Source organism: Polaromonas sp. (assembly GCF_039932935.1).
Lineage (GTDB): Bacteria > Pseudomonadota > Gammaproteobacteria > Burkholderiales > Burkholderiaceae_C > Polaromonas.
Genome location: NZ_JBDTPB010000073.1, coordinates 95574 through 119214, shown reverse-complemented (window position 1 = coordinate 119214; position 23641 = coordinate 95574). Strand labels below are relative to the sequence as shown.

The 23641-nt window shown below is 60.3% G+C and carries 27 protein-coding genes; 13 read left to right on the top strand and 14 right to left on the bottom strand.

What is annotated here, in order from left to right:
• Nucleotides 1-146: 146 nt before the first annotated feature.
• Nucleotides 147-1055 carry a peptidoglycan DD-metalloendopeptidase family protein gene (locus tag ABI546_RS13085; RefSeq protein ID WP_348047020.1) on the bottom strand — a complete coding sequence of 303 codons (909 nt, stop codon included), beginning with the start codon at nucleotides 1053-1055 and terminating at the stop codon, nucleotides 147-149.
• Between the two features lie 8 nt (nucleotides 1056-1063).
• Nucleotides 1064-1282 carry a hypothetical protein gene (locus ABI546_RS13080; RefSeq protein ID WP_348047019.1) on the bottom strand — a complete coding sequence of 73 codons (219 nt, stop codon included), beginning with the start codon at nucleotides 1280-1282 and terminating at the stop codon, nucleotides 1064-1066.
• A gap of 320 nt (nucleotides 1283-1602) precedes the next feature.
• Between ABI546_RS13080 and ABI546_RS13075 the strand changes: the two genes are divergently transcribed.
• From ABI546_RS13075 to ABI546_RS13065, 3 genes are all read left to right on the top strand, one after another.
• A complete protein-coding gene (locus ABI546_RS13075; protein ID WP_348047018.1) occupies nucleotides 1603-2100 on the top strand; it encodes an SRPBCC family protein in 498 nt (165 codons plus the stop codon).
• Complete coding sequence (locus ABI546_RS13070; RefSeq protein ID WP_348047017.1) at nucleotides 2087-2446, top strand: metalloregulator ArsR/SmtB family transcription factor; 360 nt, start codon at nucleotides 2087-2089, stop codon at nucleotides 2444-2446. Before ABI546_RS13075 ends, ABI546_RS13070 begins: the two co-directional genes overlap by 14 nt.
• Nucleotides 2447-2507: 61 nt before the next feature.
• Entirely contained in the window at nucleotides 2508-2867 is a 360-nt protein-coding gene (locus tag ABI546_RS13065; protein WP_348047016.1) for a DUF2200 domain-containing protein, read from the top strand.
• Nucleotides 2868-2887: 20 nt separating this feature from the next.
• Here ABI546_RS13065 and ABI546_RS13060 read toward each other — a convergent pair whose 3' ends face one another.
• The 4 genes from ABI546_RS13060 to ABI546_RS13045 form a co-directional block, all read right to left on the bottom strand.
• On the bottom strand, nucleotides 2888-3232 hold the full coding sequence (locus tag ABI546_RS13060; protein ID WP_348047015.1) for a multidrug efflux SMR transporter: 345 nt from the start codon (nucleotides 3230-3232) through the stop codon (nucleotides 2888-2890).
• A gap of 278 nt (nucleotides 3233-3510) precedes the next feature.
• Nucleotides 3511-4128 carry a DUF938 domain-containing protein gene (locus ABI546_RS13055; RefSeq protein ID WP_348047014.1) on the bottom strand — a complete coding sequence of 206 codons (618 nt, stop codon included), beginning with the start codon at nucleotides 4126-4128 and terminating at the stop codon, nucleotides 3511-3513.
• A gap of 14 nt (nucleotides 4129-4142) precedes the next feature.
• The gene (locus ABI546_RS13050; protein WP_348047013.1) at nucleotides 4143-4721 is read right to left on the bottom strand and encodes a pseudouridine synthase; all 579 of its coding nucleotides are present in this window, start codon (nucleotides 4719-4721) and stop codon (nucleotides 4143-4145) included.
• A gap of 10 nt (nucleotides 4722-4731) precedes the next feature.
• A complete protein-coding gene (locus ABI546_RS13045) occupies nucleotides 4732-6603 on the bottom strand; it encodes a M48 family metalloprotease (RefSeq protein ID WP_348047012.1) in 1872 nt (623 codons plus the stop codon).
• A gap of 160 nt (nucleotides 6604-6763) precedes the next feature.
• On the opposite strand from ABI546_RS13045, the gene ABI546_RS13040 reads away from it, so the two are divergent.
• A complete protein-coding gene (locus ABI546_RS13040) occupies nucleotides 6764-7495 on the top strand; it encodes an NYN domain-containing protein (protein ID WP_348047011.1) in 732 nt (243 codons plus the stop codon).
• 38 nt (nucleotides 7496-7533) lie between these two features.
• Here the strand turns inward: ABI546_RS13040 and ABI546_RS13035 are convergent, their stop codons facing one another.
• The 3 genes from ABI546_RS13035 to ABI546_RS13025 form a co-directional block, all read right to left on the bottom strand.
• Entirely contained in the window at nucleotides 7534-8685 is a 1152-nt protein-coding gene (locus ABI546_RS13035) for a hypothetical protein (RefSeq protein WP_348047010.1), read from the bottom strand.
• Complete coding sequence (locus ABI546_RS13030; protein ID WP_348047009.1) at nucleotides 8682-9236, bottom strand: DUF4365 domain-containing protein; 555 nt, start codon at nucleotides 9234-9236, stop codon at nucleotides 8682-8684. Before ABI546_RS13030 ends, ABI546_RS13035 begins: the two co-directional genes overlap by 4 nt.
• Before the next feature lie 63 nt (nucleotides 9237-9299).
• On the bottom strand, nucleotides 9300-11165 hold the full coding sequence (locus ABI546_RS13025; RefSeq protein ID WP_348047008.1) for a glutamine--tRNA ligase/YqeY domain fusion protein: 1866 nt from the start codon (nucleotides 11163-11165) through the stop codon (nucleotides 9300-9302).
• Between the two features lie 130 nt (nucleotides 11166-11295).
• Here ABI546_RS13025 and ABI546_RS13020 point away from each other — a divergent pair, with 130 nt between their 5' ends.
• Complete coding sequence (locus ABI546_RS13020; RefSeq protein ID WP_348047007.1) at nucleotides 11296-11700, top strand: hypothetical protein; 405 nt, start codon at nucleotides 11296-11298, stop codon at nucleotides 11698-11700.
• Between the two features lie 109 nt (nucleotides 11701-11809).
• On the opposite strand, the gene ABI546_RS13015 is transcribed toward ABI546_RS13020, so the two are convergent.
• From ABI546_RS13015 to ABI546_RS12995, 5 genes are all read right to left on the bottom strand, one after another.
• On the bottom strand, nucleotides 11810-12391 hold the full coding sequence (locus ABI546_RS13015; protein WP_348047006.1) for a DUF3455 domain-containing protein: 582 nt from the start codon (nucleotides 12389-12391) through the stop codon (nucleotides 11810-11812).
• Between the two features lie 270 nt (nucleotides 12392-12661).
• Nucleotides 12662-13252 carry a DUF3455 domain-containing protein gene (locus tag ABI546_RS13010; RefSeq protein WP_348047005.1) on the bottom strand — a complete coding sequence of 197 codons (591 nt, stop codon included), beginning with the start codon at nucleotides 13250-13252 and terminating at the stop codon, nucleotides 12662-12664.
• Nucleotides 13253-13616: 364 nt separating this feature from the next.
• The gene (locus ABI546_RS13005) at nucleotides 13617-14171 is read right to left on the bottom strand and encodes a DUF3455 domain-containing protein (protein WP_348047004.1); all 555 of its coding nucleotides are present in this window, start codon (nucleotides 14169-14171) and stop codon (nucleotides 13617-13619) included.
• 458 nt (nucleotides 14172-14629) lie between these two features.
• Nucleotides 14630-15274, bottom strand: coding sequence for a DUF924 family protein (locus tag ABI546_RS13000; RefSeq protein ID WP_348047003.1), 645 nt, complete (start codon nucleotides 15272-15274; stop codon nucleotides 14630-14632).
• Between the two features lie 18 nt (nucleotides 15275-15292).
• Complete coding sequence (locus ABI546_RS12995) at nucleotides 15293-16456, bottom strand: branched-chain amino acid ABC transporter substrate-binding protein (RefSeq protein WP_348047002.1); 1164 nt, start codon at nucleotides 16454-16456, stop codon at nucleotides 15293-15295.
• A 570-nt stretch (nucleotides 16457-17026) separates the two neighbouring features.
• On the opposite strand from ABI546_RS12995, the gene kdgD reads away from it, so the two are divergent.
• The 8 genes from kdgD to ABI546_RS12955 all read left to right on the top strand — a co-directional run bounded on the left by kdgD (nucleotide 17027) and on the right by ABI546_RS12955 (nucleotide 23589).
• Entirely contained in the window at nucleotides 17027-17938 is a 912-nt protein-coding gene (gene kdgD / locus ABI546_RS12990; protein ID WP_348047154.1) for a 5-dehydro-4-deoxyglucarate dehydratase, read from the top strand.
• Nucleotides 17939-18102: 164 nt separating this feature from the next.
• Nucleotides 18103-18486: a nuclear transport factor 2 family protein gene (locus ABI546_RS12985; RefSeq protein WP_348047152.1), complete on the top strand. Its 384-nt coding sequence runs from the start codon at nucleotides 18103-18105 to the stop codon at nucleotides 18484-18486.
• Nucleotides 18487-18597: 111 nt separating this feature from the next.
• Nucleotides 18598-19431: an undecaprenyl-diphosphate phosphatase gene (locus ABI546_RS12980; RefSeq protein ID WP_348047001.1), complete on the top strand. Its 834-nt coding sequence runs from the start codon at nucleotides 18598-18600 to the stop codon at nucleotides 19429-19431.
• Between the two features lie 29 nt (nucleotides 19432-19460).
• The gene (locus tag ABI546_RS12975; RefSeq protein ID WP_348047000.1) at nucleotides 19461-20687 is read left to right on the top strand and encodes a prolyl oligopeptidase family serine peptidase; all 1227 of its coding nucleotides are present in this window, start codon (nucleotides 19461-19463) and stop codon (nucleotides 20685-20687) included.
• A gap of 98 nt (nucleotides 20688-20785) precedes the next feature.
• Entirely contained in the window at nucleotides 20786-21163 is a 378-nt protein-coding gene (locus ABI546_RS12970; RefSeq protein WP_348046999.1) for a DUF3597 domain-containing protein, read from the top strand.
• Nucleotides 21164-21317: 154 nt separating this feature from the next.
• Nucleotides 21318-21845 carry a 2,4'-dihydroxyacetophenone dioxygenase family protein gene (locus tag ABI546_RS12965; protein ID WP_348046998.1) on the top strand — a complete coding sequence of 176 codons (528 nt, stop codon included), beginning with the start codon at nucleotides 21318-21320 and terminating at the stop codon, nucleotides 21843-21845.
• Between the two features lie 180 nt (nucleotides 21846-22025).
• Nucleotides 22026-22745 (top strand): SDR family oxidoreductase, encoded by a 720-nt coding sequence (locus tag ABI546_RS12960; RefSeq protein ID WP_348046997.1) that lies wholly within the window; start codon nucleotides 22026-22028, stop codon nucleotides 22743-22745.
• A gap of 13 nt (nucleotides 22746-22758) precedes the next feature.
• Nucleotides 22759-23589, top strand: coding sequence for an IclR family transcriptional regulator (locus ABI546_RS12955; protein ID WP_348046996.1), 831 nt, complete (start codon nucleotides 22759-22761; stop codon nucleotides 23587-23589).
• Nucleotides 23590-23641 lie beyond the last annotated feature (52 nt).

Genomic DNA, 23641 nt, shown 5'->3' with positions numbered 1-23641 from the left:
ACCGGGTTAGAGGCGCATGTCCAGAATCGGCTGAGCCCGGGTTGTTTACGGCGACTTCGCTATTGTTTTGATAGCTGCTTGCGCACGTTCCAACTGGGCTGCAGCCATATTTCACTTAAATATCCGGCTGTTTACCGGTATTTTCATCAGGCAGCCAAAAACAGCGCGGGGTCTACCATGGCGCGGTTCAGCATCACGCCCCAGTGCAGGTGCGGCCCCGTGACACGGCCCGTGGCACCCACAGCGCCCAGGCGCTCGCCGGTTTTCAGGGTGTCGCCAGGTTTGACGCCGATCGCGCTCAGGTGGCACACCATGCTCAGCAATCCGCCGCCATGGTCCAGCCACACCGTGTTGCCGTTGAAGAAGTAGTCGCCGGTGTCAATGACCCGCGCAGGCAGCGGCGCCACCACCGGCGTGCCTGTGGCCGCCGCGATGTCCATGCCGCTGTGCGGATTGCGAGCCTGCCCGTTGAAGACACGCCGCAGCCCAAACGAGCTCGAGTGCCGGCCCGGCGTAGGTGCGCGCATCTGCAGCGAATTCGTGTGGGGCGGCTCGGTCAGCGTGGCCATCACCAGCGCCTGGTGGTCGCGTTCACGTTCATAGCGCGCCTGGTCTTCGGGTGACAAGTCGACGGTGCGCGGCGCCACCTTCAGACGCTGCTCGCTGTAGCGCTTGGGTGCAATGGTGTAAGGCACAGTGCGCCTGCCATGGCCCGGTGTTTCGATGGCAATGCTGGCTTCACCCGGCTCGGCGGCAAGCGCAATGCCTACGATGGCCGTCCAGCCGGCGGCATCGCCCAGCACCAGCAAAGGAATGTCGCCCGCATAGGCCACTGGCCGCTCAGGCGCTGGGCCCAGCGCAAGCCGGGCTACACCGCCAGGAACCTGCAGCGCCCTGGGCCAGACGTCAGGCGGTGCGGCGCCCGTTGCCGCAACAAGGTGCGAAGCGGGAAGGGCCCACAAGGCCAAGCCGCCCCACAGCGCAGCGCGGCGGGTGAAAGGCGAGGGGGAAGTTGAGGTAAACGGAACGGCGCGGGGCAAATAGCGATCAGGCATGGCACCCATTATTGCGGCGTCAGCGTGATTTTTCCTTCACGCACATAGTCGTCAAACTGGATGCGCGGAATGGCCGTCACGGCGCGCACCCCATCGCCGGCGTCCCAACTCAGTGTGGCGCTGTCGGGCTCCAGCGCAACCTCCACCCGCACACGCGGGATTTCAATGGGGGCTCCGTCACCCGGGGTGTAAGTCACGTCACCGGTAATCATGGCGAACTGGGGCATGGCTATCTCCTGTTGGTTACGCACTCCCAAGGCTGGGGCGCTTCAACACTATTAAGCACGCTGGACAAGCGTCTGTCTGTCGGAAAAAGCCGGGTTTGCTCGACGTTTTGGCGGGGGTGAAAGTGCTTGCGTCCGGGCAGCTGATGTCGTGCCGGTCAAAAAATGCAACCAATGGGTTGCGCAATTTAAAAAGCAGGTGCAAAATACAAGCAACTAATCGGTTGCATTATTTCGATTTCGTTGGTCTCGATCTCGTTTAGTTCGTTTCCTTCCCTCTGCGCCGCTTAGTCCTATTCATCATCCCTGCACAGGAGAACCTCATGAGCACCACCACCCAGGCGGCCCCCGCCAGGCAGACCGGCAACACCGACCGGATCGAACGCAACATCCACATCAAGGCGACGCGCTCCCGCGTGTGGCAGTCCATCTCGAACGCTGAAGACTTCGGCAAATGGTTTGGCGCCACACTCAAGGGCGGCCCCTTCAAGCCCGGCCAGCATGTCACGGGGTTGATCAACTTCACCGTGGCCGGCAACGACAAGATCATGTTTGACGCCGTGTTCGAACGCGTCGAGCCCGAGAGCCTGCTCAGCTACCGCTGGCACCCCTACGCGGTTGACGCCGCCATCGACTATTCAAAAGAAGAACGCACCACCGTGGTCTTTACCCTGAAAGACGCACCGGACGGCACGCTGCTGACCGTGGTGGAAAGTGGTTTTGACAAGGTGCCTGCCGCCCGGCGCGCCGAAGCCTTCCGCATGAACAGTGGCGGCTGGGAAGGCCAGCTGCGCAACATTGGCAACTATGTCGCGCAATAACAAGGCACCCGCCAAAACGGCCAGGCCCGTCACCGACCTGGCCTCGGTTTTCTTTGCGCTGGGCGACAGAACGCGCCTGCAGCTCATCGCCGTGCTGTGCGCCGGCGGCGCGTTCTCCATTGCCCAGCTCACCGCCAACACCGACCTGACCCGGCAAGCCGTGACCAAGCATTTGCAGGTGCTGGCCGATGCCGGTGTGGTCAAGGACTTGAAGATGGGCCGAGAACGCCTGTGGCAATTTGACCCGGCCCAGATGGAAGAAGCCCGCAAGGCACTGGAAACCATTGGCCGACAGTGGGAGCTGGCACTGGGCAGGTTGAAGGCTTCGATCGAGGCGGAGGCTTAAGCCAGGGCCGCTCATACAATCTTCGTGTCCGCGATTGGATCTCGGCACAGGAGAAATGACGATGCCCAAGCCCCGCATTTTCACGATGGCGTTTGCAAAGGTTTATCCGCTGTATGTTAAAAAAGCGGAACGCAAACACCGCAAGAAAGAAGAAGTCGACCAGATCATCTGCTGGCTGACAGGCTATGACCAGGCGGGGTTGAATCGGCAAATCGAACAGCAGAACGATTTTGAAACTTTCTTCGCCCAGGCCCCCGCCTGGCATCCCAATGCTTCGCTGATCAAAGGCGTGGTGTGCGGTGTTCGCGTAGAAGAGGTTGAAGACCCGCTGATGCAAAAAATACGCTACCTGGACAAGCTGATTGATGAGCTTGCCAAAGGAAAGGTGATGCAGAAAATTCTGCGCGAGTCACCCGTTTAACGGGGCTTAATACCACCGGCTTAATGCCCGCTGGTGAGCTGCAGGCCTGCAATGCCGCCCACGATGAGGGCAATGCAGCCCAGCCGCGCCAGGGTTGCCGGCTCGTTGAACAACACGATGCCCAGCACCGCCGCACCCACAGTGCCAATGCCCGTCCACACCGCATAGGCTGAACCGACAGGCAGTGCCTTCAAGGCCAGGCCCAGCAACCAAAAACTCAACCCGGCCGCGACCAGAGTGACCACGGTGTAGTTCAATTTGGTGAAACCTTCAGACGCTTTCATGCTGGTGGCCCAGACGGTTTCCAGAAGGCCGGCAACCAGCAGAACCAGCCATGCGGCCGTGGGGGTGAGGGTGATGTTCATAGGGTTCCTTGCTGATGCTTTGCTTTTGCTTCGGGTTGATGGGTAAGCGCGGAGCATTGATACTGCCGGGCATAGGGGGGATGAAGGTGCACACTGGAATTTCGGTGTCATCTACTTTATTAGACGTTTGACAGCCCCGGTTTGTGACAGAAGAACCGACAACTTGTGGGTCACCCGGGTGATGCCATGAAGTCCGAAAATGCGAGGACGCGCAGGTAGCGGAAAAAACTTGGCCGCGATTGCACGAGGTGAGCTCGCGACGGCACCGCCTGCAGGTCTTACGGCTGGTGCAACGCGCCGGACCAAACCAGCAACAAATTGTTCGTCGGCATCGCATACCGCGCCCGCAGCCGCAAACTGGCCCGCGCCGCTTCCTGCTCCACATCTTCCCTGCGGCGGATGCCCCAGGCGGGGTTTTGCCCGCGCAAGCTTTGGTCGAAGCTTAGATTGCCTTCTGACGTGGCCACGCCGTCTTCCAGGTAGGGCCCATAAGTCACCAGCACGCCGTTATCGGCCAAATGGCGCGCGCTGCCCTGCATTAGTGCCGCACAGGTCGCCCAGGGTGAGATGTGCAGCATGTTGGCGCAGTAGATCAGGTCGAATTGCGCATCGGCCGGCAGCCACTGGGGAGCCATCACGTCGAGCACAAGGGCGGGGCGCACGTTGCGCAATCCCTGTTCGGCCACCCAGGCAGCAATTGAGTCCAGCGCGGTGGGCATCGCGTCGGTGGGCTGCCAGGTCCATTGCGGCAGGCCCGCGGCGAACCAGGCGACGTGCTGGCCGGTGCCCGAGGCAATCTCCAGCGCTTTGCCGCTTTCGGGCAAGACCTTTCGTAGCACGTCCAGAATCACTTGCTTGTTGCGGTCGGCAGCGGGGCTGAAGTCGGGTTGAGTCATTGTTGGGGGACGCCTCAGGCAGTTTCGGCCTGCTCTTCGATTTCACGCCAGCTGCCTTGCACCATGCCGTCAAGCGCATAGGGGCCGATGGACGCACGAATCAGCCGCAAGGTCGGGTGGCCGACCGCGGCTGTCATGCGCCGCACCTGGCGGTTGCGGCCTTCGCGTATGCCCAGCGCTATCCAGGAGGTCGGTATGGCCTTGCGCACCCGTACCGGGGGCTCGCGCTCCCACAGGCCGGGTGGCGCGCCTATGCGCTCGGCAGTGGCCGGGCGCGTGGGGCCGTCGTTCAGTTGCACGCCGCTGCGCAGGGCCGCCAGTGCGGCATCGTCTGGCTCGCCCTCAACCTGCACCCAATAGGTCTTCAGCATCTTGAAGCGTGGGTCGCTGATGCGCGCCTGCAGCTGGCCGTCGCTGGTCAGTAGCAGCAAGCCTTCACTGTCGGCGTCGAGCCGCCCGGCTACGTAAACACCGGGCAGGTCGATAAAGTCCTTCAGCCCGCGCCAGCGGCCTTCGGGCGTGAACTGACTCAGCACCCCATAGGGCTTGTTAAAGCAGATGAGCTGCGGCGGGGCGCCGGCCGGGTTGGGCATGAGCAGTGCTTCAGGCCTCGGCTGCTTCAGCGGCGCGGGCTTTTTGCTGCGCCCGCATGATCTGGTGGCGCTCCCAGTAGTGGCCCAGCACCGCCTTGAAACGATCCTCCTGCTTGGCCAGGCCCTTGAGCTTGACCTTGCTGGTGCGCGAGCCAATCACACCCTTGTCGAAGTGGGTGATGGTGAGCGTGTTGCCAAAACTGCTGTTGTTAAATGCCATGGCCTTGACTTCGTCCCACGACACCGGCACACCGTCGTCTGCGGTGGCATGCAGGCCTTCATAGGTGATGTCAATGCGCTTGTCGTTGCCCAGGTCAAACGACACCGGCGGAAAGTAGCGCAGCACCACAGCGCGTTCTTCTTCGGTGGCCGGCTCGTAGCGGTAAGCCAGGCTTTGCTCGTGCGCGGCGGCAAAGCGCTGCTCGTAGTCGCTCCACAGCCGCTGCTCAATGGCCGCGGCGGTGGCTATTTCATCGGCCCAGGTGGCTTGCGGCACGGTGGTCACGATGGCGCCATAGCTGTCTTCGGCCACCTTGTGGTTCACGTTGCGCATGCGCTCCAGCAGGGGCGGGTGCGTGTCGTAAGGGTGCGGCACGGCGGCGGTTTTCATGGCCGTCGCAAACTCGCCCGAGCGGGCATAGGGGTGCAGGCCGTCGGCCACAAAGCCGGCAATTCCCAAGGCACCGGTGTGTTGCTGCTCCTGCTCAAACAGCTTGTTTTCCACCGTGTTGCGGTAGCTGGAATAGGCCGAGATCTTGATCAGCGACTGCACGATGGACTGCGGCGCCGTCAATTGCGCGGCCACGCGGTCGGCGGTGTACTCGCGCTCGCGACTGTCGCGTGCCAGCGCAAACTCAAACACCATGCGGTACAGGCGCAGCAGGTAGTGCGCCACGATGGTCAGCCCGCCGCTGCGCATTTCCCAGGTGTACAGGTCAAACTGGTTGAGCTTGGGGCCCAGCGCCGCGCTGCTGCGTGTGTCGCCGCCACCCAGGTGGGCCAGCTCATGCGCCAGCACGGCGTCGGCCTCGGCGGTGTCCAGCACCCGCAGCAGCGGAATGCTCACAAACAGGGTGCGGCCCGTCAGGGCCTGCCCGGCCACCGTGCAGGGCGCCTCAGTCACAAAAAAGTTGTTGTCGATGCCCGCAATGATCTGGTCCGGTGGCGAGGTCTTCACGCGGCCCGCCAGCTGGCGAATGCGGTCCCACAGGCGCGGGGCATCGGCTTCAGAAAGGAGCTCGCCTTCAATGGTGTTGCCCGATGGCAGTTTTTTGAACAGCGTGTAAATCGCGTAGAAAACCGCCATGGCTGCCATGATGCCGGCAAGGCCGACCAGCTTGATGTAGTAGCTGTGCCAGAAGTAAGCCGTGAGCCAGAAAGACAGCCATACCAGCATCACGCTTTGCAGCGTGACCTCTACCGCGCTGGAGAACGTCATGAGACGCCAGCCCGTTACAAAGCTCGCGTAGCGCAGCCCGCGGTTGACAAAGGCCAGCGCGCCCAGCACGCCGGCCGCCACCAGCAGCGCTGCGCCCAAAATCAATGTCCAGAAGGCGACACGTTCGGCCCAGTGAAAGTGCCAGTGCATGGAGTAGGGGCTGCAGACCTTGTCGTGAAAGACCTGGTTCTCTGGCCCAGTGGCGGCGCAAGCCATCGACAGTCTGTGCGTGTCGTAAAACGCGATCTCGTCCGCCTTTTGCGCCGGGCTCAGGTCTTTGTCGGTATTAATTTGTGCGTTGATGCGTTGAATGAACTTCTGGTCTTCGGCCTGCAGCGCGTAGTGCGTGAAAACCAGCGTGGCCGCCGGAATGAGAAAGAGCGACGCCAGGGTCAGCAGAAAAACCCGCCAGAGGTCAGCGTGGATCGTGCGCGCAGCAGCCATGGGGAACGTCCTTTTGTTTTGATTTGAATCGGCCGATCATACGGGCGGCCATGCGCCTGGTCGCTGAATGGGCCGGGAACAATTCACCAAAACGGCGCTGTTTCAGTTTGTTTCCAGTGCTCGGCGTATCCAGTACGATGCACCAACATTAGGGGTGAACATGGCAACTCAGGACAACAAACGGCTGGCGGTGTTGATCGACGCGGACAACGCCCAGGCTTCAGTCATCCAGGAGTTATTGGCGGAGGTGTCGCGATACGGCACCGCCACCATCAAGCGCGCGTACGGCGACTGGACGACGACCAACCTGAAGAGCTGGAAGGAAACACTGCACAGGATGGCCATTCAGCCTATCCAGCAGTTCAGCTACACGAGCGGAAAAAATTCCACTGACTCGTCACTCATCATCGACGCGATGGACGTGTTGCACGCGGGCAGCGTTGACGGGTTCTGCTTGGTGTCATCGGACAGCGACTTCACTCGCCTTGCTACCCGTTTGCGCGAGGCCGGGCTTGTTGTTTATGGCTTCGGCGAGCGCAAGACGCCTGGGGCTTTTGTTGCCGCGTGCGACAAGTTTATTTATACGGAAATTTTACGGACCGAGCCGGCTGAAGACAAAACTACGGACGGCCCTGCATTACCTGCGCTTAAGCCCATGGTGCTTGCCGCACTGGGCGCAGTGACGCGTGAGGACGGCTGGTCGGCTTTAGGTCCGGTTGGCAGCCAGATGACCAAGAATCAGCCTTCCTTTGACCCGCGGAACTATGGTTTTTCCAAACTGGGAGAACTAATGCGCAGGCAGTCTTATCTGGAGGTCAAGGAAGTTGCCATGGAGGGCTCGGCCGGCGTGCATCTCCATGTTCGACTAAAACAAGCTTCAGAAAAAGGATAAATCAGAGCAGCTATATATGTACTCCACCGAAATTGATGCTAAGGAGAGTTAACAGCTTCAAAGTCCTGAACTACAGAAAATACCCAAACCCGCGGCCTTGGTTCGACAGTCCCTGTAATGGCGATGAATTGATGTGCACCATCAATATGCGCTTGATCCGCAATTTGATACTGCTGTGCATTTAATTCGGCTGTAGCGCGGACGATACCGATGTTGGGAATTAGTAGTGCCAGCTCAACCCAACCGGATCTTTTCTCATCTATTAAATCGCCCCGAAGTGCTTCTACAGTACCTATAAACCTATTTGTAAGTGACGATTCCTTTGGACGAAGTTTCGCTGCAATCGAGTAAAGCTGAGTCGCATTGCTTTTGGTGAATAAAAAAGTTTTCTCGGCATTGCTTAGTACAGGGGCTACAACCAATGGCGACCATCTAAACCCTATCTCGATCCCACCACCTTCTTCCGATGCTGCAATGTTTCCCACGGCATCGCTTAAGTTTGCGGATACGGAAGGATAAGTCGAAGCAAGAGTATCCGCTGTAAATTCTTCCCACCGTTCATTGGCGATAGCAGACGATAAATCTTCTAGCCCTTTGTGAAGCGCGAGGAAGGATCTTCTGGTGATTGGCAGATTGCTGTTATCCCACAAGAGGTTTAGTTGCTCACCCTCGGAAAGAAGTGGGCATGAAACAGTCAACACAAAACTTCCATGCCGTGTGTGGTTAAACACAGCCCTATCTACCAGTGATGTTGAGGATTTGTTGTCAATCCGTCGATAGTAGGGAGCCGGTTTTAGGGCCTGGCAGTTGCTCGTCATTAGCAACACCTCGGTTTCTTTCAAAGCGGTGCGTGCGAGAGTTAACGGTATTGCGTCGCCGTCCTGGCTCGGCCTAACAATACGCAGAATCAGGTCGTCACTGGTTTCTGGTAAGTGACCATCTTTAGCATCTTCGGCTTCCCGTACCAGTAACGCTATTGACCTGTGCTCCAAGGAGGCCAATTTCGAGAACATAACGTGCATCGCATCTTGATAGTCGGGCGCAGTTTCTTTTGTGGGAAGTGTTAATTCTCGATCTGGGTGCTGGGGATTGGTAAAGACTACTACATGCTCGGAGAATCTAGCGACATCGGAATTCATCCATCCGTGCGATCGCAAGAATATTTGCAGTTGTGTCAGATTTAGATTCATGTGCTCCCTCCCATCGGCGTATAGCTAGGAAGCCTGCCTTGAGAGAGTTCGGCAAATATAGTCCGAAGGGCTGATGATGTAAGTAAGTTTGTTTTTGGAATATGTACGGTCGCTGACGCAGTAGTCACCGCTGCTGCGCCCGATAAGCTAACCCAGTATGCAGATTTTTTCAATGCAAGAGAGTGCTCTGTAACGTCTAGCCAGTTGTGCTCCTCGACTGGTAAAAACAGGACGACGAGAATGCGAGGAACGGCATATGCTCCTACAGCTCGTAGATCGTCATACTGCGATGTTTTTTTTATTGAGTATGAGAGGTGTGTACCTAAATCTGCAGGCGTACTAATGGTCGCTTTGAGTTGAATTTTTAAATCAACTTCTTTCTTTGCACCCGGAGGGAAGGGGCCCCAAGATGTGAGTTGAACATCTATGCCCCTGTTGTCAGAAAGTCTCTCGGCCTGTCGACAAGTTGCTTGCGCATGTGAAGCTACTGCGTGCAAGAACGCGTAACTAAGCTCCGCTTCAATATCGACGCTGCTGATTGGGCTCGTCAAAACACTTCCTTCGTTGACTGCAGGATTGTTTTTTCCAAGCAGCGATGAAGCATGAGCTCCTCGCTACTTGCTGAACGAGTCTTTCATACCCGTGACCCGATTGAAGACGGACTTACCCTCTCCTCTAATCTGATGATCTTTTGAGTCTGTCACAAAGTACCCATGCCGCTCAAACTGAAAGCGCGTACCAGCGGGCACGTTGGTCAGTGACGGCTCCACATACGCCGTCACAGTCTTCAAGCTATCCGCGTTCAGCTCATCCAGAAAGTCCTTGTCGCCGGTGCCGGGGTGCTCAACGCTGAACAGGCGGTCATACAAGCGCACTTCGGCTTGCACCGCATCGCTCACACTGACCCAGGTAATCACACCTTTGACCTTGATGTTGTCGGAGCCGGGGGTGCCGCTCTTGGTGTCTGGGATCAGAGTGGCGTGTACTTCGGTGACTTTGCCGTCGGTGTCTTTGACTGCGCCTGTGCATTCGATGACGTGGCCGTATTTCAGGCGGACCTTGCTGCCGGCAATGGCTTGTTTGCTGGCGTTGATGTGGGGCGGGAACAGGCGGAAGAAACCTTTGGGCGGCGTTTCTTCGTAGTCGGTGCGTTCAATCCAGACTTCCTTGCCGATCTTGAATTGGCGCTTGCCCATTTCTTCATGGTGCGGGTGTACAGGCGCCGAGCAATCATCGAGCTTGCCTGCACCCATCACTTCGTCCCAATTCGTGAGCACCAGCTTGACGGGGTCGAGCACGGCCATGGCGCGTGGGGCAATCGGGTCCAGCGTGTCGCGGAGTGAGCCTTCGAGTGTGCTGTAGTCGATCCAGCTGTCGCTCTTGGTCACGCCGATGCGCTCGGCAAAGAGTTGAATCGCTTCGGGTGTATAGCCGCGGCGGCGCAGGCCGACGATGGTTGGCATGCGGGGGTCGTCCCAGCCGCTCACGCGCTTTTCGGTCACCAGCTGCGCGAGCTTGCGTTTGCTGGTGAGCACATAGGTGAGGTTGAGGCGCGCAAATTCGTACTGGCGCGGGTGCGGCGTGGCGATCAGCTTGCCTTCGGCCAATCTGTCGAGCAGCCAGTCGTAAAACGGGCGCTGGTCTTCAAACTCGAGTGTGCAGATGCTGTGGGTGATTTGCTCGAGCGCGTCTTCGACCGGGTGGGCGAAGGTGTACATCGGGTAGATGCACCATTTGTCGCCGGTGTTGTGGTGGTGGGCGCGGCGTATGCGGTAGATGGCCGGGTCGCGCATGTTGATGTTGGGCGAGGCCATGTCGATCTTGGCGCGCAGCACGGCCGCGCCGTCGGGCAACTTGCCGTCACGCATTTCACGAAAGCGCGCCAGGTTTTCGGCGGGCGTGCGGCCGCGGAAGGGGCTGTTGGTGCCGGGGTGGCCGAAGTCGCCGCGGTTGTGGCGCATTTCTTCGGCGCTTTGTTCGTCGACGTAGGCGTTGCCGCTTTCAATCAGATATTCCGCCGCGCGGTACATGAAGTCGAAGTAGTCGCTGGCCTGGTAAGGGCTGGTGCCGCCAGATGGCTGGCCCACTTGTGCCCAGTCATAGCCCAGCCACTTCACGGCTTCAATGATGCTGTCGACGTATTCGGTGTCTTCTTTTTCGGGGTTGGTGTCGTCAAAGCGCAGGTGGCATACGCCGCCATAGTCGCGCGCCAGACCGAAGTTCAGGCAAATGCTTTTGGCGTGGCCCACATGCAAATAGCCATTGGGTTCGGGCGGAAAGCGCAGGCGTACCTTGGCCGGGTCGGGCTGGCCTCCAGCGTGGTGGGCGGCGTCCCCGGGGCTGCCGCCCCAGCGGCGGCTGGCATAAGTACCCTCTGCCAGGTCTTTTTCGATGATCTGGCGCAGAAAGTTGCTGGGTTTGTGGGTTTCTTTGTCGGCAGGGGCGGCTTGGGACGCTTGGGAAGGGGCGGGGGAGGTCATCGGGCGATTTTAGGCGTTACACGAAAGGGTTACGTTTGGCTACGCTCTTCACTGTGCGTACGGTATGCCGTTACCAGGGTGCCGCGTTTAATAAACACATGGGCATTTCCTGCCCTGCTAAGGAGATCATATGAAGACAACCATCAAAGCAAACCGCTCCGTCGCGCTGGCTGGCGCCGCCGCCACGCTGGCCCTGGCAGCCATGGGCTTTGCCGGTGCTGCCCAGGCTCGCGACAATGTGTCGTTTTCCGTGGGCATCGGCGTGCCAGGTGTGCAGGTGGGCGTAACCAACGCCTATCCGGTGTACCAGCAGCCTGTTTATGCTCAACCGGCACCCGTGTATTACCAACCTGCGCCGGTTTACTACCAGCCGCGCCCTGTGTACGTCAGGCCCGCTCCTGTGTATGTGGTGCCGCAGCCGGTGTACTACGGCCGCCCACACGGCCACAGGCACCACGGTGGCTACTACGTGCAGGCGCCGCGTCAGGGCTACGGACCTGGTTACCGCGCAGCACCGGTTTACTACCAGCGCTAAGTCAAGCCGACCAACAGCCATCGCTGTAGTGTCTGGCTCAACAAAAAGCCCGCTTCGAGCGGGCTTTTTGTTGTGTGGCCGTTATGTGGCCATTGTGTGGCAAGGGCGTTCAGGCCGCTGGCTGCCAGAAGACGTAACTGGCCTCGTACGGAACCGACACGCGCATGCCCAGGCTTGCAGACGTGCACACCGGGGCCGCTACCACGCCTCCCGCGGTCTTGAGGCTCTGGATATAACTGATGTTTGCAAGCGCCCCCGAAGTGGTTGAAGGCCTTGCGAGGGCTCGTATCAAGGGAAGGCTGCTGCGGTCGGTGGTGACTTCGACAAGTTCTTGCGCAATGACTTGCGAGCCGTCGCTGTGAACCCAGCGTGACCGCGCGCCGGGGTAGTACATGATGGTTTGGCCGGCGCCGCCTTCAAGCCGCAGGCCGGGGGTCTGGAGCAGCCATGCGTATTCATATGGCGCGCGTTTAACGGCCTGGCATTCGTACAGAAGATCGCCTTTGCCTTGTGCCTCCAGCACGGCTTTATAGCCCTGCGGCACGCGTATGGGCTCGGGCAGGGTTAGCTGGGTGTGCAACAGGTTGGGCATGCGCGCGCTGCAAGCCGCCAGAACGCCCGCAGCTGCCATGACCAGCAACGAGCTTTGCAGCAGGCGAGACGAAAGAAGTCGGCGGGCTTTGTATTTCACGGCAGTTCCAGAGTGGGCGTAGTGTTGAGCAGAGTACAACAGTTCAGGCCATGGCCAGGTGTAGGACGCTACAAGGAAAGGTTGCGGGCGGACATCGGCACTGTCAGTTTGCGTTGAAACCTGGTGAAATTCAGGTTTTGGTGGATGGCTGGCTCGTGGCCAGAGACGGAAACGAAAAAGCCCGCAGACCTCGGTCTGCGGGCTGGGTTCCATTGCCGCTTTGCCGCAATGGACGGACGCGCTTTTCAGGGCGCGCCTGGAACAGCTGCCTTAAGCTGCTTTCCAGAAAATGTAGTCAGCCTGGTAGGACTGCGTCATCTTGTTGCCCAGCTCAGTTTGCGTGCAGGTCTTGCTCAGGTCTTGCCCGCCCTTGGTCTTGATGCGCTGGATGTAGGTGATGTTTTGCAGGACACCGGGGCTTGTGCCGGATGCGCCGGTAGAAAGCTGCTGCGGCAGGTTGGTGGCACCCACGCGAGGCGCGAGCGCCACTTGCGTGCCGACAACGCTGGAGCCGTCGATGTGCGTCCAGGTGGCAGGCGGGCCGGAATATTTCGCGACGGTTTTGCCGGTGCGGTCCAGGAGGTCGGCCTCTGGCCTCACCAGCACCCAGCCGATGGTGCCGGCCGTGGTGGCGTTGGCCTTGCACTCGTAGTGAAGCAGCCCACTGGCGGTGGTTTCGAGCGCTACAACCTGGCCCGGTGGCACCATGATCTGGCTGTCGAGCTGGTCCTGGCTGTATTCCTTGGGGAGCGGAGCAACGCCGCTGCAGGCGGTGATCAGCGCGGCGGTGCCGGTGACCATGGCCAGCGTGACGCTTGCGCTCTTGGTGTAGGCCCAAAGAATGTTGTGTGTGCTTTTCATGTGTTTCCCCGGTTGTTGTTCGTAAGGTTTTTTTCCCTAGTAGCGAGTAAAACCGGGCGGCCTTCAAACACCTGTAGGACGCCGCGCAGCCTTCGTGCCAGCGCCTGGCGTGAGGCGTGCCCCAGGTCAACACACACTGGAATGCCCAGGCAAAAGCACGCAAAAAAGCCCACAGAACCGGCCTTGCGGCAAGCCTGTGGGCCTGAAAACCAGCTCCGCCTAATTTCAGCGCTGGTTGCTCACCCTGAAGGAAAAGGGTGGTTCCGCCGGCGCGTCCTGGGCGCCCTGGTTGGGGGCGTGGCCCGGATCACGTCAGGGCCAACACCGGCGGGGGAAAACTGGCCTTCAACGGCCTTAAAGGGCCTTACATCGCCTTGTAGAAGATGTAGTCGGCCTGGTACTTCACGATTTGTTTGCTGCCCATATTGCCGGCGGCGCAAGCCATGGCGGGTGCAACGCCGCCGCGGGTGTCCACGCGCTGGATGTAGGTCACGCCGCTCATGGCGCCGTTGCCCATGGCCGGGTTGCCCTTGACGAGCTGCAAAGGAATATTGCCCATGCTGTTCGGGGCTACCGCGATTTGTGTCGCCGTCAATTTGGAGCCGTCCATGCTTTCCCAGGTGGCGGGCGGGCCGTAGTATTTGCCGACCTGTTTGCCGCTGCGGTCATTGAGTTTGGCGTCGGGGCCGACGAACACCCATTCAAACTGGCCGGCCATGTCTTTCTTGGCGTTGCACTGGTAGGTGATCTCGCCCACGCCGACGGTTTCCATCGCGACCTTGTTGCCGGCCGGCACCTGAACGGCGGCAGGCAGGCTGGCTTGCGAATACATCGGCGCCATGGGGGACATGCTGCCGCAGGCGGCGAGCAGGGATACGAGCAGAACTGAAGCTGAGGCGGTTGCGGTGCGTAATTTCATTGTGAACTCCTGTGTTTTCATGAACGGCCGGGGCGGCCGGTGGCAGGACGTCCGCCGTTGTTATGGGCGATCTGGCGTGACGTCCTGCAGGTAGTACGGCGCAGCGGCCCTGGTGGATTCAAAAAGGTGAGCCCCCACGGTCGCTCACTGCGTGTAGCTTCCTGCCCCCCGAGGGGGCCGCTCGCCATGCGGTCTGGCAAAGCCAGTCCCGCGGCTCATGCTGGCCTTGGTACAGCTCGCTTCGCATCGCGCCTGGCGTCACGTGCTATAAAATTGGTAGCTGCTAGTGCACATTCTGTCTGGGCTGGAGGCCGATTTGATGCATAAATCCCAGCAGAGCCGAGCCCACGGGGTATTCCACCAGCGGGGGCCGTGGAACCGGCTTTGCCGGGCCACAGGCGCCGCCCCCTTGAGGGGGGAACGGGCTACACGAAGTGAGCCTGGACGGGGGTGCCGTGCTACTGCCCGAAGCGCGGGCCTTTGAGGAGGAAGTCGGCTTCCTCCGGCGTGTCAGCTCGTCCCATCGCTGCGTTGCGATAAGGAAAGCGGCCAAAGCGGGCAATGATGTCCCGATGCTGGTGTGCGAAATCGAGGTTGCCTTGCAGGCGCTGTTTCAGCGTATCAGGCGCGTCGGACATGAGCCGGGAAAAGCGGGCAACGCATTCGTCCTGCAATGCCAGGCTTTCGGCGTGCATCAGCGGCATGTAGATGAACACGCGGCCAACCCAGGGAAGCTGCAGGTCGCCGCCCGAGGCGATGGCGTCCATGACCAGCTGCTGCGCACGCGCATCGCCTGCAAAAGCCTGACCAGTACCGCGAAAGACATTGCGGGTGAACTGGTCCAGCAGGATGACCAGCGCCAGGCGGCTCAGCGGCGGCTGTTCCCAGTCGGGGAGCCCGCCGCCCAAAGCCATGCGGACTTCGGTCTCAAAGCGCGCCTTGATGTCTTCATCCAGCTGGGCGCCGCCGCCAAACCACTGCTTGCCCAGATCCTGCGTGGGCCAGCCTTTTTCAACGCCGTCGCCCAGCCAGAAGGCAAGGACCTCGGCAGGCGTGGCAGGGCGGCGGGTGGATGGTTGCGGTACAGGGTTGGGCTCGGTCATGACGACCGCGAGCTTAGCCTACCAACGGTCGGAGCGCAGCTGCAGGTCCCAAACACCCTTGCGCACCGAGTAAACGCCCACCACGCCGTAGCGCTGCTCGCCGACCGAGTCCCATTTCATGGAGCCGGTGATGGGCGCGTAGCCGTCGAAGGTGCGCAGGGTTTCGGTGATTTTTGCGGGCTTCACGGAGTTGGCGCGCCGCATGGCGCCGGCCAGGATGTACATCGCGTCGTAGGTGTAATGGCCGCCGTAGGCTGGCTCCATTTTGTAGGCGTCCTGGTACTTGCTGAGGAAAGCCTTGCCATTGACGAACTCTTTGGCGTCCAGGATGGGCGAGGTGGCATAAAGGCCTTTGACCACGTCGCTGCCTTTGAGCATGGCGGTGGTCTTGATGGTGTCTCCGCCCAGGATGCTGACCTGCTGCGTGTAGTCGATCTTTTTGAGCGCTTCCATGAGCGCCAGGACCTGGAAGTCACCTTGCGTGGACACGATCACCTCGACGTTGCCCGCCTTGATCTTGCCGGCCAGGTCGTCGAACGCGGTGGTTTTGTCGTCCGACGAATAGGTGACCACCACCTCTTTACCGGCTTTCTTCAGCTCGGTGGCTGCGCCGGCGGCCAGGCCTTTTCCGTAAGTGGTGCCGTCATCGACGATGGCGAACTTGCTGGCGTTGAGCTGGTTGGCTGCGAAGGAGCCGATGGCGCGGGCCTGCAGGTTGTCGTTGGCCACCAGACGGAAGGTGGTGTCCAGGCCCAGTTCGGTGAACTTGGGGTTGGTCGAAATGGCCAGCTGCGCGATGTGGTTTTCGGCATACACCGGTGCGGCCGGAATGCTCACCCCCGAGTTGAGATTGCCGATCACGGCGACCACGCCCGCGTCGACGAGCTGTTTGGCGACTTCGACGCCGGCTTTCGGATCAGAGCGGTCGTCCATCGCAACGATCTCGATCTTCACGGTCTTGCCCTTGATCTGGAAACCTTCCTTGTTGATTTCGTCCACCGCAAGCTTCACGCCGTTGTGCAGGTCCTGTCCCAACGCGGCGAGGTTTCCCGACAGCGGCTGGGCAACGCCGATCTTGATGGTGTCGGGCGGGCTGTCACAGCCCGACAAAAGCGCGCCGGTGACGGCAACTGTGGCGGTCAGTGCTGCCAGGGTATGGCGGCGGAATTTGGAGCTGGTCATGCTGAGAACCTTGGTTGTATGTTGGTGTAACTGAATGTAGGTTTCACCGTCATGAAGCGATAGTGGGGTTCCCCTGCTTTGCGTTGAATGTGCGAGTAGATAAGTTGTACTAATGCGCTTTGTTAGGGCGCCTTACCGCGCTAAAACGCACTGAAAAGAATCAATTTGATCTAAATATGGTGCGGGGCGTGGAGCAGGCTGGCGGGGGCGTTGCGGCTCGCTAGACGCACATCGCTTCCCTGATCCGGTGTCCGCCAGTTCGAGCCGTGCTATCAAATCAGGAGCTGCTGGCGCTCGTCTGTATTGGGTGATGGCTGCTTTTTGGTCGAAAAACCGTATGCGATTGCCGCAACGCGTGACGGGTTGGCTGGTTTGCCGTTGCCGCGATCCGTAGAGGGCGCTATGAGGCTGGGAGCCGTTGTCTTTGGCCTCTCATCGTACAACTGAGGGCAATTTCGGCTGATTTCTGGGTATTAAAAATGCAATTTGTTGAAAAAATACGTGTTAACCCTTGTGACTGCCTTACTTATGAGTCTTTAAGATGTCGGACAACTTATGACCTCTACACGTATGCACCCTTCAGAACTCAAATCGACCGTCAGCAGCGGGTTACTCTCATTTCCGGTGACGGATTTCGACGACCAGGGCAACTTTGACGCTGCCTCGTATTCCCGCCGACTTGAGTGGCTGGCTCCGTACGGCGCCACCGCGCTGTTTGCCGCCGGTGGCACCGGCGAGTTTTTTTCGCTGACGGGGTCTGAGTACCCGCAAATCATTCAGCGCGCGGTGGACACCTGCAAAGGCAAGGTGCCCATCATTGCCGGCGCCGGCGGCCCCACGCGGTTTGCCATTGAATGCGCGCAGCAGGCTGAAAAGGCCGGCGCACACGGTGTGCTGCTGCTGCCGCACTATTTGACGGAAGCCTGCCAGGAAGGCCTGGCCGCCCATGTGGAGGCTGTCTGCAAGAGCGTGCAGTTCGGCGTCATTGTTTACAACCGCGGTATGTGCCGGTTGCTGCCGGCCACGCTTGCGGGCCTGGCCGAGCGGTGTCCCAACCTGGTGGGTTTCAAGGACGGCATCGGCGACATCGAGCTGATGTCCTCGATCTACCAGACCATGGGTGACCGGTTTGCCTACCTTGGCGGCTTGCCCACCGCAGAGGTGTATGCCGCGGCGTACAAGGCGCTGGGAACACCGGTGTATTCGTCGGCGGTGTTTAACTTCATCCCCAAAACCGCGATGGATTTTTACCATGCGGTGGCAAAGGACGACCACGCCACGCAACACCGTTTGCTGCGCTCGTTTTTTATGCCTTACCTGGACATTCGCAACAAGAGCCAGGGCTATGCAGTCAGCATCGTCAAGGCCGGGGCCCGCATCGTGGGCCACGGCGCAGGGCCGGTGCGGCCCCCGCTGACAGACCTCAAACCCGCCGAGTACGAGGCGCTTGAGGCGTTGATCCACAGCCTGGGCCCTCAGTAAACAGCTGGCTGCACGGCGCCACGAGCAATGGCGCCGGGTTGCCGGCCGTCAGGTTTTTAGCTGCTTCAAAACGCGGTTAACCGCAAATCATCAAGAGACACGTCGTGTTCAAGAATCTTGCCGCCATGGTCCTTGCCATCACCGCCTTGTGCGCGTGTTCCGTCATGCCGGCCGGGCAGGGCGGCGCTGACAGCGTTGCCGCTGCGGCCGAAAAGCTGCGCGTGCTGATGGTGGACCCTGACCGCGCGCAGCTGGAGGCCATCGTTGCCGAGGACCTGAGCTATGGCCATTCGGGCGGCAAGATCGACACCCGGACCAGCTTCATCGCCGACCTGGTCAGCGGCAAGTCGGACTTCGTGAGCATCGAGATCACCGACCAGACCGTCAAGGTGTCGCAAAACGCTGCCATCGTGCGCCACACGCTGACGGCCAAGACCCTGGACGGCGGCAAGCCCGGCATGGTGAAGATCAACATCCTGCAGGTCTGGCAGCAACAGGGCGGTGCGTGGAAATTGCTGGCACGCCAGGCCATCCGCCTGCCATCCTGAGCACAGACCCAGACGCAGAAGGGGCTGCTGCCCCGCGCGGCGCTTTGTCAACATGCAGGGTTGCCCACGCCGGCGTGAAGCGATAATTCACGCTTCATTTCTGGAGCCAGCGTGGATATTGCACTGTTGATCAAAGCCGCCATCATGGGCATCGTCGAGGGCCTGACCGAATTTCTGCCCATCTCCTCGACAGGGCACCTGATATTGGCCGGGGCCTTGCTCGGATTTGACGATGAGAAGGCGAAAGTTTTCGACATCGCGATCCAGACCGGCGCCATTTTTGCGGTGATCCTGGTGTACTGGCAGAAGATACGCGCCACCGTAGTAGCCCTGCCGACCGAGAAACAGGCGCAACAGTTTGTGCTGAATGTGCTGGTGGCTTTTGTGCCGGCGGTGGTGTTGGGCCTGCTGTTTGGCAAGGCAATTAAAGAGAACCTCTTCACACCGGTGGTGGTGGCCAGCACCTTCATCATTGGCGGCTTCATCATCTTGTGGGCCGAAAAGCGCCAGCAAAACAACCCGGCAGTCGCACGGGTGCAGGAGGTCGACGCCATGACCGTGATGGACGCGCTCAAGGTGGGCCTGGTGCAATGCCTGGCGATGATTCCGGGCACCAGCCGCAGCGGCGCCACCATCATCGGCGGCATGCTGCTGGGCCTGTCGCGCAAGGCCGCAACCGACTTTTCCTTCTTCCTCGCCATGCCCACGCTGATAGGCGCCGGCGCCTACAGCCTGTACAAAGAGCGTGCGCTGCTGTCCGTGACCGATGTGCCGTTGTTTGCAGTCGGGCTGGTGTTCTCGTTTTTCAGCGCCTGGCTATGCGTGCGCTGGCTGCTGCGCTACATCTCGACCAACAGCTTTGTGCCGTTTGCCTGGTACCGCATCGCGTTTGGCATTGTGGTGCTGGCCACGGCGTGGAGTGGGCTGGTGACCTGGGCGGGCTGATTTAACGCAAGTCCTACGGGAGTCGTTTCATGATGGTGCGCAACCGATTCGTCGTCTTGACTTGGGCCATATTGTGGTTGCTGACAGGCGTGCTTGCTTGGCCCGCCACGTCATTGGCCGGGCCAGTTCAAATCCCCTCCCAGGACGGCAAACTCCAGATACCGGCTTACTGGTTCGAGAGCGGCGACACAGGCCCCCGGCCCGTCGTTATCGGGCTGCATGGCTGCGGCGGGGCCCTGGACGGCCAAGGCAATTTCAGCGATCGCTTCTTTCGCTATGCAGGCTACTTCAATGCCGAGCACATGCATTTTCTGGTGCTGGACAGCTTTACGCCGCGGGGCCAGAAGTCCATCTGCGAAATCCTCACGTCCCGCCGCACCATCAACGAGGAAGAGCGCCGCGAAGATGTCTTCGCCGCGATTGAATGGCTCTCCAAACAGGCTTCGGTCGATGCTTCGCGCATCGTCGTGCTGGGCTGGTCGCATGGCGGGCAGACGGTTCTCAGCGTGTTGGATGCCGGCGACAAATTTGTGCAGGCGCAAAAAATCAAACCCGCGGCGGGCGTGGCTTTTTATCCCGGCTGCGCCAAGTTCACGCGAATGTGGAACTATGAAATTCGCTCTCCGCTGCTGCTCATGGTGGGGGAGATCGACGACTGGGCCCCTGCTAGTTATTGCGTCACCCTGAGTGGCCAGCTGAAGAAAAATTCTGCCAATGCTTCGTCTGACCTGGTGGTCTATCCCGGCAGCCATCATGGCTTTGACAGTACCGGGCCGGTGACGGTGAGGGACAACGTCGCCAACACCAAAAGCGGCAAAGCCACGATAGGCGGCAATCCCGAGGCCAGGGAGGCGTCGCATATGCGCCTGTTTGATTTTCTTTCGGCCCAGCTGGGCCAACCGCTCGCGATGTCTCATGCCCAGCGCATCAAGGGGCACCATTACCGGGTTCCACCCGGCAGCGGTTTTGCCGCCATTGACGACCTGGCAGCCGTGCCTGTGACCGGAAGCGGTAGGGACCGTTATGCCCACTTCAGGAAACTGCCGTCGCCCAAGGCTTTTGCGGTGACCGAAAACGGCCGGTGGTATTTCAACGCGGGCAACCCGGAATCGATTCGCGTGGTGTTTAATATGTGCGCTAAAGCCCGCACAGTGTGCTGGCTGTACGCGGTGGACGACCAGGTCGTGTGGCAACCCGATGTGGCAGCGCGGGCAAGTGAAGCGAGCCTGAAGCGAGTGGGTGCGCCAGCCCGGTGAGCGGTGCCACTTCACGTTTGCGGTTGGCGTGACGTCTGACACGCGCTGTCACGTCCCGGTGTTAGGCTGGATTTTTACAATCCACCCTAGGGCGCATCATGAGTATTCTCGGCAAAATTTTCGGCAAAATATTTCCGTCGCTTCAAACAGCCGACGCCACACCGCCGGCCGCTGGCACAGCGCCTGCAGCCCCCACACCCGCAGCGCCACCCATGCAGCAGGTCGATGTCGAAGCCCTGCTCAACGACATGGCCAGCAAGAACCCGGAAAAACTCAACTGGAAGACCTCCATCGTTGACCTGATGAAGCTGCTGCACCTGGACAGCAGCCTCGGCGAGCGCAAGGAACTGGCCAAAGAGTTGGGTTACACGGGCGACATGAATGACAGCGCATCCATGAACATCTGGCTGCACAAGCAGGTCATGAACAAGCTGGCCGCCAACGGCGGCAAGGTGCCTGCCGATTTGATGGATTAGTGACAACGCTCGGGGTGACCTGAGCTTGTCCGCCATGGCCGCCAGGCGGTCATCGCGTCTTTGCGGCCGTGCCTTGGCGTTGGGGTAACTCCGGGCATCGACTAGGTATTAGAAATCTACAATGTGGACACGTATCCACATTATGGACAACCAAATGCCTGTTGACACCCCTGACCAGACGCCGCTGATGCCCTACCAGTACCCCAATCCGCCCGACGCCAGGGCGGAAATCGTGGTGCAGCATGCCATCCCGACTGACGAGCGGCTTTGGGTGCCGCAGGCCGAGAACGTCTGGTTCCGCCCGCTGTGCCTCAATGCCAGCCAGGGCTACTGGATGAATCTTCTGCGTGTGCGCAAGTCCGGCGTGCTGAGCCGGCATCGCCATCCACAAGCCGTGCACGGCTTTGTGCTCAAGGGCCGCTGGCGTTATCTGGAGCACGACTGGGAAGCCACCGAGGGCAGCTATGTGTTTGAGCCGCCCGGCGAAACCCACACGCTGTATGTGCCCGAGGACGTCGAGGAAATGATCACCTACTTCCAGGTCAACGGTGTCATGTACTACACCGACCCGTATGGCAAAGGCACGGGCTACGAGGACGTGTTCACCAAGATCGACATGTGCAACAAGCACTTCGACGCCGTCGGCCTGGGCGCCGACTACACGAAGCAGTTCATCCGCTGACCTCCAAACCGGGTCGAAAAAACCGGAAACTTGAAGAAGTTTAGGAAAAAAAGCCTGCAGCCCAATAGAGACGAGCGCAAGCAGCTACTTTTTTAATAGCACCAAGCTCCAGCCTTCCGACGCCGCAGTCCAGGCCAGACGCTCACCCGACAACAAATCACGACCCCTCGGAGCACTTTCATGACCTACCAGGCAGGACTCTTCAAAGGCAAACGCGCGCTGGTCGCTGGCGCCACGCAAGGCATAGGCGCCGTGATTGCCAACCACCTTACCGCACTGGGCGCTGAGGTGACCGCGTTGGGGCTGGGAGGCGGCGATGGCACGCTGGACGCGGCTGTCGATGTGCGCCAGGCCGATGTGACCTCGGCGCAAAGCCTGGATGCCGCGCTGGCTGGCATTGACCAGCTCGACATCGTGTTCAACTGTGCCGGCATCATCCAGCGCGGGGCCGAGCACGACATTGAGGTCTTCCAAAAGGTGCTGGCCGTGAACCTCACCGGCACCATGCGTGTGTGCACCGCCACGCGAGAGCGCCTTAAGGCGCGCCACGGCTGCATCGTCAACACAGCTTCCATGCTGAGCTTCTTCGGCGGCGGCCTGGTGCCGGGCTACGCGGCCAGCAAGGGCGGTGTTGCGCAGCTCACCAAGTCGCTGGCAATTGCCTATGCGCCCGACGGTATCCGTGTCAACGCGATCGCCCCCGGCTGGATCGCCACGCCGCTCACGCAAGCGCTGCAAGACGACCCTGCGCGCGCCGGCCCTATCCTGGCGCGCACGCCCATGGGCCGCTGGGGTACGCCCAAAGACGTGGCCGAAGCCGCGATGTTTCTCTGCACACCGGCGGCTGCGTTCATGACCGGCGTGATCCTGCCGGTGGACGGCGGCTACATGGTGTCTTGATCAAGTGAACGCTTTGCCCAAAACAGCCAAGCCCCAAGCCGCCAAGCCGCCTCCTTTGCAGGTGGCCGGCACGGCGGCATTTTCCAAGTTCATGCATGTGCTGCAACTGGTGGCCGACGCCGAAGAACCGCTCAACGTCGGCGCGCTGGTCAAGGCCAGCGGCTACCCCCGGCCCACGGTGTACCGCATCGTCGCTGCACTGGTGGCTGAGCGCCTGTTGGTGGAGAACGAACGCGGCGCGCTGCTGGCGCTTGGGCCCCGCCTGATCCAGCTGGCCAGCCGCAGCTGGGGCCGCTCAGACTTGCGCCTGGCAGCAGTCGACGAACTCAAGCGCCTGCGCGACCTCACCGGCGAGACCGTGCACCTGGCCGTGCCCAACGGCAACACCATGGTCTACATCGAGAAACTGGAGAGTCCGAGCGCGGTGCGCATGGCATCGCGTATCGGCACCAGCGTGGCGCTGCATGCGACTGCAGTCGGCAAGGCTTACATGGCGGCGCTGGAGCCTGCTGTGCTCGAGCCGTTGCTGCAGAGGCTGCCTTTGCCGCGTTACACCGGCAACACGCAGGTCAAGCTGCCGGAGTTGCGCAAGCAGTTGCAAGTCACGCGGGAGAGGGGCTGGTCGGTGGATGCCGAGGAGCATGAGACTGGCATCTTCTGTTACGGTGCCGTCATTCGAGGTAGCGGCGGCGCGCCTGTTGCTGCGATCAGTGTGAGCACTTTGATGTTTCGGCAGAAAGCGGATCCTGAGGGGGCTTATGTGGCGCCGTTGGTGGAAGCTTGCCGGGGGATTTCGGCGCGGATCGCCGAGACGCCGGTCTTGTCGGCGGCGGAGGTTTTGTAGGGCGGCCTCTTCCCCGTTCGGGCCAAGCTCTCCCCGTTCGGGCTAAGCTCTC

Bases quoted from the DNA above. Each gene is read 5' to 3' on its own strand.
- ABI546_RS13085 (WP_348047020.1), bottom strand. From the start codon at position 1,055: ATGCCTGATCGCTATTTGCCCCGCGCCGTTCCGTTTACCTCAACTTCC.
- ABI546_RS13080 (WP_348047019.1), bottom strand. From the start codon at position 1,282: ATGCCCCAGTTCGCCATGATTACCGGTGACGTGACTTACACCCCGGGT.
- ABI546_RS13075 (WP_348047018.1), top strand. From the start codon at position 1,603: ATGAGCACCACCACCCAGGCGGCCCCCGCCAGGCAGACCGGCAACACC.
- ABI546_RS13070 (WP_348047017.1), top strand. From the start codon at position 2,087: ATGTCGCGCAATAACAAGGCACCCGCCAAAACGGCCAGGCCCGTCACC.
- ABI546_RS13065 (WP_348047016.1), top strand. From the start codon at position 2,508: ATGCCCAAGCCCCGCATTTTCACGATGGCGTTTGCAAAGGTTTATCCG.
- ABI546_RS13060 (WP_348047015.1), bottom strand. From the start codon at position 3,232: ATGAACATCACCCTCACCCCCACGGCCGCATGGCTGGTTCTGCTGGTT.
- ABI546_RS13055 (WP_348047014.1), bottom strand. From the start codon at position 4,128: ATGACTCAACCCGACTTCAGCCCCGCTGCCGACCGCAACAAGCAAGTG.
- ABI546_RS13050 (WP_348047013.1), bottom strand. From the start codon at position 4,721: ATGCCCAACCCGGCCGGCGCCCCGCCGCAGCTCATCTGCTTTAACAAG.
- ABI546_RS13045 (WP_348047012.1), bottom strand. From the start codon at position 6,603: ATGGCTGCTGCGCGCACGATCCACGCTGACCTCTGGCGGGTTTTTCTG.
- ABI546_RS13040 (WP_348047011.1), top strand. From the start codon at position 6,764: ATGGCAACTCAGGACAACAAACGGCTGGCGGTGTTGATCGACGCGGAC.
- ABI546_RS13035 (WP_348047010.1), bottom strand. From the start codon at position 8,685: ATGAATCTAAATCTGACACAACTGCAAATATTCTTGCGATCGCACGGA.
- ABI546_RS13025 (WP_348047008.1), bottom strand. From the start codon at position 11,165: ATGACCTCCCCCGCCCCTTCCCAAGCGTCCCAAGCCGCCCCTGCCGAC.
- ABI546_RS13020 (WP_348047007.1), top strand. From the start codon at position 11,296: ATGAAGACAACCATCAAAGCAAACCGCTCCGTCGCGCTGGCTGGCGCC.
- ABI546_RS13010 (WP_348047005.1), bottom strand. From the start codon at position 13,252: ATGAAAAGCACACACAACATTCTTTGGGCCTACACCAAGAGCGCAAGC.
- ABI546_RS13005 (WP_348047004.1), bottom strand. From the start codon at position 14,171: ATGAAATTACGCACCGCAACCGCCTCAGCTTCAGTTCTGCTCGTATCC.
- ABI546_RS13000 (WP_348047003.1), bottom strand. From the start codon at position 15,274: ATGACCGAGCCCAACCCTGTACCGCAACCATCCACCCGCCGCCCTGCC.
- ABI546_RS12995 (WP_348047002.1), bottom strand. From the start codon at position 16,456: ATGACCAGCTCCAAATTCCGCCGCCATACCCTGGCAGCACTGACCGCC.
- kdgD (WP_348047154.1), top strand. From the start codon at position 17,027: ATGCACCCTTCAGAACTCAAATCGACCGTCAGCAGCGGGTTACTCTCA.
- ABI546_RS12985 (WP_348047152.1), top strand. From the start codon at position 18,103: ATGCCGGCCGGGCAGGGCGGCGCTGACAGCGTTGCCGCTGCGGCCGAA.
- ABI546_RS12975 (WP_348047000.1), top strand. From the start codon at position 19,461: ATGATGGTGCGCAACCGATTCGTCGTCTTGACTTGGGCCATATTGTGG.
- ABI546_RS12970 (WP_348046999.1), top strand. From the start codon at position 20,786: ATGAGTATTCTCGGCAAAATTTTCGGCAAAATATTTCCGTCGCTTCAA.
- ABI546_RS12965 (WP_348046998.1), top strand. From the start codon at position 21,318: ATGCCTGTTGACACCCCTGACCAGACGCCGCTGATGCCCTACCAGTAC.
- ABI546_RS12960 (WP_348046997.1), top strand. From the start codon at position 22,026: ATGACCTACCAGGCAGGACTCTTCAAAGGCAAACGCGCGCTGGTCGCT.